The sequence below is a fragment of the Oceanisphaera sp. genome (genome assembly GCF_048268965.1).
Lineage (GTDB): Bacteria > Pseudomonadota > Gammaproteobacteria > Enterobacterales > Aeromonadaceae > Oceanimonas.
In genome coordinates this window covers 1-7,806 of the sequence record NZ_JBLWUK010000054.1, presented here as the reverse complement: position 1 = coordinate 7,806, position 7,806 = coordinate 1, and the positions used below count along the sequence as shown (strand labels likewise).

1 protein-coding gene is annotated in these 7,806 nt (G+C 53.8%); it reads right to left on the bottom strand.

What is annotated here, in order from left to right:
• Positions 1-258: 258 nt before the first annotated feature.
• Positions 259-7,776 (bottom strand): hypothetical protein, encoded by a 7,518-nt coding sequence (locus ACN0VL_RS14840; RefSeq protein WP_417618719.1) that lies wholly within the window; start codon positions 7,774-7,776, stop codon positions 259-261.
• Positions 7,777-7,806: the final 30 nt, after the last annotated feature.

The following is a 7,806-nucleotide window of genomic DNA, read 5'->3' as shown; positions in this document are numbered from 1 at the left end:
GATCCTCTTTGTTTTTTTGGCGATTAACAAAAGAGATAATCTACCATGCCTGCCTATTTTTTTGGGGATCCCTCAGCACGAAGGTGGGAATCCAGTGTCTTTGCAGGTCAGCAGCCATTATCCCGACGGGTGCTATCTGCTCTGGATCTCCGCCTGCGCGGAGATGACGGCATAAACTTGGCCCCGCCTGCGCATAGACAACGGCATAAACCTGGTTCCGCCTTTACGGGGTGACTATAAGCCAGATAAAACAGTGAGTTACTCTATAATTACGGGGTCTTCTTGATATATTTGATCTTGAGACAGGTATATTTTTAGCTCTGTGTTATTAGCTCCGTTATAAATGATGTATTCAGTATTTGAAGTGTCCTCATCAAGACTCCAATCAGCACTCAGCGTCACACTGTCTTCGCTATCACCAAAGATGCTCAGCACATTTTTATCATCGGTCATGCTGATAACATCATCAACACTCAGGCTACCGTTGTCGTCACTCGGATCAGCGTTGTCGAGAATCGGGTTACCAATACGGTTCGCCCCCGCTACTCTCAGGTCGAGTACCTCTATATTCCTGAGCTTGCCGAATAGCTCGGCGCCACTCAGGTTTTCGCCAAAACGCAGCTGAATGGTGTCTTCTCCTCCCAGCCCGTTGATGCACTTGCCGGTCCAGAGCAGAGTGTCGTCGCCCCCTGTCGGCTTATGATTCGATAGCTCAAGCGTGACTTCCGTGCCATTAACGGTTCCTTTATAAATATTACCGTTATCTTGCTGCTGCCAGGTTCCATCCAGTGCGATGGTATCCTCACCCTGACCACCAATAATTTTCAAGGTATTACGGCCATCCGTCATCTTGAGTACATGCTCAGCTGTCAGGTCGGTGATCTTGTTCGCCCCCGTAATGCTCAGGTCAATCACCTCTATGTTGTCGAGTTGCTCTGCCAGCTCATTGCCGCTAACCGTCTCGCCAAAGAGTAACTGAATAGTGTCTTGCCCCAACCCACCGTTAATGGCCTCGCCGGTCCATAGCAGGGTGTCGTTAACGTCTGTCGGCTGCTGGTTCGATAGCTTAAGCGTGACCGTCTTGCCGTCAATAATGCCTTTATAGGTATGACTGTTATCTTGCAGAGTCCAGGACGCATCAAGTTGAATGGTATCCTGACCCTGGTCATGAAAAATGAGCAAGGTATTACGGTCATCCGTCATGTCGAATACATGTTTTACCGTTAAACCGGTAATACTGTCTTTACCCAACCCTCGCAGGTCTATCATCTCTATGTTTTTGAGCTTTGCTGCCAACTCATCTCCGCTCCGGCTCTCGCCAAAACGCAGCTGAATGGTGTCTTGCCCCAAGCCACCGTTGATCTTGTCGCCTGTCCAGAGCAGGGTATCGTCCCCCGTGGTGGGCAGCTGTTTCGAGACGTTGACCGTCATGAAGCCCTTAGTTACCTCAGAGACCGCCTCCCCATCCTGAGTCCAAGCTTCGACACCAATCTGTAAAGTTTCCTTAGTGTCGCCCTGATCGTCCAGGGCAGACTTGGCCTGCTTGAAGCGCAGTTTAGCCAGATCGTCCTGGGCCAGCCCGCTCAGAGTATATGTGCCTTTAACAGAGTCATACGTGACCTGATCGGTGCCGCTAATCAGCTTGCCATCCAAGTAGAAGGCCGCATGCTCGCCCAACCCCATCAGACGAATGCTGGCGGTTTCCTGAGAAGTGTCGGTTGCTTTGCCTATACCCTCGCCCACGGATGCATCTCTGGAGTCCACCATAGCGGCATTCAGGTTCAACGCTATGGTGTCGTTTTCCACCCCAAATCCTACGGTAGGAACGATGTCGATACCGTTGGCAACCGGCTTAATGATGACGTCACCCAGGTCAAAGGTCTCTGTCTTTTTGGCCGACAGCTTTTCTTCTCCCGACGACACCGTCAGCTGCAGGCCCGATAGGGTACCGCTCCAGTGTGCCGGCGGCAGAATGGCCACATAAGGCGGCAGATTGCCGTCGATTCCGGAAATAATCCACGAGTTCAGGCCACCACTGCCACCGGCATTGCCGGCCAGAGTGGCTGAGGCAGCATCAACACCAGTAAACACCAGAAAGCCTTCCGGCAAATTGGACAGCAGAATGAAGTCCACTTTCTCGGAACCGTCGGTATCTTTCAACACCACATTGAACTTGTCTTTGGTCAGCTTAATGGCCTGAGCCTGGTCGGACTCGCCAGCTTCGTTACCTGAGATATCGTCAGTGGTAACCTCCACGCCCTCGTTGCTGATATGAACGGTAACCTGAGCGCTGGTCTCTTTCGTAACTATTTGCGTCTGCGGCGCCCCATCTGGCAACCCCTGTGCATCATCCTCCCGGGTCTGAACATACGCCTTGAAGGCGAGAGTACCAGCGCTAACCTTTGTCGGCTTATAGGTCAGTATAAACTCCCCGCCGCTGGCTCCCACATCAATGACGTAGTAGTCCCCCTCCTGCACACCTGCAACACCTGCAACATTCGTCAGCGACAACGTGAGGTCGTTATGGATCAGCAAGCCGCCGGGATCGGCCGGATCCAGCTGCAGATACAGTTGGCCGTCCACGATTTTTCCATCAGTACCATCGACCCCGGTGTCGACGCTGACTTTCAGCGGAATGGAGTCAGCTCCTTCACTAATTTCCGAAGGGTTCTCCACCTCCACCATCAGGCTCGCTTCGTCGGTTACCGGTGCCACTGGTACCAGCACCTTTTCAATGGTGGCTGCATTACTGTATCCCCCCTGCACCGAGGCGGTGAGGATAGCGCTGAAGCTAAAGCCACCGGGGTTGTTATTCTCGTTGCTGTGCTCGGGCGGGGTGACTTTTATGCGATCCAGCAAGCCTTGCAGGGCTGCTGTTCCATCTTTTTCCGTGGTGGTGACGTTGGCCGTCCAGATTTTTTCACCATTCACCATGGTGGAATACATGCCGTTGAAGGTTGTCCCCTCCGGCACCCCAGAGAGGGTTATAGTAAAGGTGTTAACGACGCCGGTGCTTTTAACTTCCACGGCGCCGGTAATCACCTCCGACAAGCTGAACGACTCATCCTCCTCAGCGACTACTTGCTTGTATTCCCATGTATCGATACTGGCCGCCTCCGGGGGGTCTCCCGCCCCCCCGACAAACTCCTCGTGGAAGCCCAGTACCCAACTCACCTTGCCCGATTCGATCTCGGTACCCGACGACTCCTGCTCGGCGCGGTCTTGTGTTTGCACCGTCATGGTAATGGTGCTCTTTGCGTCCTTGTCCACGTTTTTAGCAATTTCAAACACGACTGGCACCTTGATGCCCTGCGCGTCATCAATGGATAGCAGCTTGTCGCCCTCATAACTCAACAACCAGCTGGTTTCACCAGTTTGTTCGGCCCCCTTGACTGTCATGCCTTCGGGCACGCCGTCTATCTGTATGCGGATCACCTTTTCGCTGCCATCGATATCTTCACTGTTAATATTCAGGTTTACTGTCAGCGTCTTGGCATTACCCTTTAGCTCGTAGGAACTATTCTCGTCCTGTGAAAGTGTGCCCGCATCCGGAGTCATCTCGTTAATCGATACCGTGACCTCATCGGTAACCGGCGTGGCGGTCAGTGTAAAGAGGCCATCAAAAACCTCTGTCCCCTTAATCGGCTGACCATTTACATCGACAGCTTTCTTATCGCCATAGTACTCATCGATGATTTCATACTTGAACTCGAACGCGCCCAGCCCACCATCCAGATTAGCCGCGCCCTTGGCGGCCAGTTGTTTCGCCTGATCGGCAGTTAGCTTGTAGTAGTCAACACCACCAAGGCTCTCGATGCTTACGCTACCGTTGGTCTTGGCGTCCGCCAGGGTGACCGCATCGGCCCCCGTGCCGAGATAAAGCGTGAACGTAGCGTCACCCGTCCCGGCGTCCGCCACCTTGACCCACACATTGCCCAGGGTTTCGTCGGTATCGCCCTTCTGGTGAACAATCTTGAAACCGAGCGAGGTGACCTCGTCTTCCACCAGGGTCGCGCTCGTGGTGACAGTGGCTTCCGCCGACGGCGTGACAGTAAATGAAACGTCCTGTTCAGCCCCAGTCTTGGAGTCGCCATCGTTTTCGGTGGTCACCGCCGCCACCTGAAACTTGACGGTACCGCTGTAGTTTTTCGGCACCGAGATGGTAGCAGCCTCGTACTGCGTCTGTGTCATCACCCAGACACGCTCGGCGCCGGTACCACTGGCGATCATCGCTCCCTGACTGGGAGAGAAGCCCTCGGGCAGGCCGGTTACCCGCACGGTCAGGCTTTCCGAGCCATCGGTATCGGTCAATTCAATGGTCACCAGATCCGTTAGCTTGACGGAATTGGTGTTAGTTGCGGGGGCGGTGGCAGTACGGCCATCCAGGTCTGCCTCGCTGTAGGATTTAGGGGTTAACGTTATACCGGCGTCATCGGCATCACCGCGCACATTGACCTTGATCGACAGGCTACCAAGAGGACCCGGCGCACTGTCGCCGTCTTGCGTCTGTGCCGAGACATTCAGGGTAAAGTTGTGGTTACTATGCTTTAGAGGGAACACCTTCAGCTTCTCGCTGCTGTCAAAGTTCTCAATTTGCACTTTCCAGCTGCCATCATCATTCGTGGTAATGGTAAAGCCACCAGGCAGACCGGTTGCATCTTTGCTCAAAGTAGTGCTGCCGTAAGTCAACGAAGCAGCACCAGGTATCGCGTCGATAGTAACGTTAAAGGTTTCCGACGAATCTGAACTGGTCGGTGTGATCTGAAGCGGAATACCCGTGTCCTCATCGCCACTAACCCGCCCGTTAACCGCCAGAGTCACCTCATCGGATACCTGCTGAATGTCGATGTTAGTCAAGGTCTTCTCGCCGCTGATCTGAATATCAGCTTTGCTCAAATCACCAGGATGGTCTGCATCATAATCTACCGTTTTGGCTTCAACCTTAATTTTGAACTCACCCGCATAGTTGGGCGGCGCCTTGAATTGCAGGGTATCCAGATACTCCATGGGAATATCCACCGGGGTACCGGTGTAGGTCAGGGTTTTCCAGTCGCCGCCGCCTTCGGTCGTATCACCATTGGTCGAATAGCGGAACTGGGCGCCAATGGCGCCTTGCTGGCTTTGGTGCGCGAAGCCAACCTGCTCCGGCGTTAAACGGGCATAGGTTTTTTCGGAGGCGTCTTCGTTGCGCCAGTCCTCCCCGAGCTTAAAGTCGCCTTCCTGACCCAGCGTAAACCACTCATCTTCCAAGCCTTTCGTGGTGTAGGTGTGCCCGCCGGTCATGGTCACATCATTGCTACCGGAAACATTGGAGTCAGTATCGGTCCGCTCGGCCACCGGGGTAACAGTGACTTTCACATCCAAAGGTTTGTCTACGACCTTATTACTTTCAGACCCATTGGTATCTGTGGTCGTCACCTTCAAACGGATAGTGGCATCGACACTGCTGTGAGCCGGCGGGGTGATGGTAAAGCCCTTCAGCACGGCTTCTCGGTCGGCTTCGGGGCCACCAGTAAATTCAATGGTATAGGTAGAGTCAGTCAGGTTAGCCGACCATGTTGCTTCGTTGCTGACAGATGACTTTCCTACTACCCAGTTATCAGGAACTTCAAAGACAATTTTGTTGATCTCCTCGTTACCAGTGCCTTTATCCGTCACTGTCACGTGCTTAAGAAAGTTGACCGAGGTATCTTCTTTCGTGGTGACATTTCCGGCGGTTACGTCCCCTGCCACAGGGTTAACTTGCAGCACCAGATCCACGGTCACAGACTGCTCGATAATATCAACTGTACTGTCATCATCACTGTCTTTGGTGGTTAGCGTAATGGCAGCGTTGAGTGGCCCGTTGCTGGAATAACCCGCTGGTGGCGTGATAGTGAAGGCCGGGTTACCAATGTCCTTTGTGCTCATCTGGTCAACGCTCGGCATGGTGATCTTTCCATCTTCACTTGCGGTGTAGCTTTTGCCATTGATGCTGACCACGGTGCCTTTGGGCAAACCTGTGATGCCATACCAGTAGGACTCGGAGCCATCGGTATCTTTAAGGGTTTCCTCAAGCACCTTCTGAAGATCCAACATTCCGTCTTCGTCCATGGTGACAGTAATTTTCCCGTTATTACCGCTGGAGGCAGCGGTCACGCTGATGTTGGTGGCGCCCACACTGGCAGGATCATCCGGTGCTGTCAGCGCGATCTCCGGCGCATCGGTGACTGCCTGCACATCCACGGTAATGATCTGCTTGCTGTTGGCACCGTTAGTGCCGGCTACAGCTCTATCCGGCAGCTTGGTACCACTGCTATTCACTTCATAGCTGTCGACACTGACCACCACATCGAAGTTTTCGTGGCGGTCTTCGGCCGGTTGGGCCTTGATGGCTTCGTATTCGGCGCGGGTCAGATAGTTGATACCAGCGTCACCTACCGGCAGATCACTGACATGCAGATCGGTATCGGCATCTCCATTTTCATCCACAATCACTATGATGTAACTTCCGCCATTGAGCCTAAGAGGAGCTCCGTCATCTTTGGTCAGAATGGTGTCGTCAGGGATGGTGTCGTTAGGGGCTCTGGGCTCCAACGCCAGGGTAATCGCCCCCAGGCGCTCGGGGTTGTCACCGTTATCTGTGGCAGGTCTACCGTTCTGATCGGTATTGTCTGTAATCACCGGGGTTTTCAGGCCCAGAGCAACCGCCGTGTCTTCATTCGTGTTGACGGTCACCGCAGTGACATCATCACCGGTTACATTAGCATGGGGAATATCGGGCGCATCGGCGACGGGGGTGACATTTACAGTCACCTCCATCTTTACCGGATCGCCATTATCCTCTGTCACCGTCACAAAGAAGGTGTCGGGTTTACCGTGGTTGCTGTAGTTATCGTATGGCTTGTAGGTAACCGTGCCGTCTGCCCCGATAGTCACGTAGCCATGCGCCACCTCATACCGACCTAGGTCATCTGCAGCTATCGCCTTTTCATTCTTAGTTGCCAGTATTTCTATCTCATCGGCCCTTGCATCCGCTGACGTTGTAAAGGTGACGGATTCATCTTCCTTGGTGATGATGGTGATCTTATCCTTGGCCATATCGTCCACCACCTCGACCACGAAGCTTCCACTGTCGGTATCGCCATCACCGTCTGTCACTTCAAAGGCGAAAGGCAGATCAAGTTTTGTCCCGCTCTCGTGATTAAGCGACCCTTTTAGGGTAAAGGTATAACTGGCATCGCTGCTGTTGGGGTCGTTGATGGTGACCGTGAAAACCTCGCCGGCCGGATCTCGACCTGCGCCCTTGTAAGCGATAAGCGTATGTTTATCGTCGCTGATGACGTATTGCAGTGAGATTTCCGAACCATCTCCGTTGTAACCCGAATTCAAACCAAGCTTCATCAGCTCGGAATTATCAGTCAAGAGATCCTCTGAAAACTGGATATCGGCCCCTATGGTGTCCGCTCCCAGGCGCACAGCAAGATCACCTGTAACCACGGTGTCCGGCTGCTCGTCATTTCCCCACTGACGACCATTGGGTAACCCCGCCTCATACACAGTTGCACCCTCAGGTGTCCCCACAGACGGCGCATCGTCTTCCACCCGTACCGTCAGAGTGCCGTCGGTGGTGGCGTTGCCCGCGTCGGTCACGCTCAGCGGTATATCCAGGGCGAGCGCGTCATCGTTGGCACCGCTGTGGGTCTGCTCGGCCGTCAGAGTATAGATGTAGTCGAGGGTACCAGCCGTCGGCACACCGCCGACCGTATTACTCGCGGCGAAGTCCTTCAGTTCCAAGGTACCGCCGTTCACCGAAACCGTCTGCGG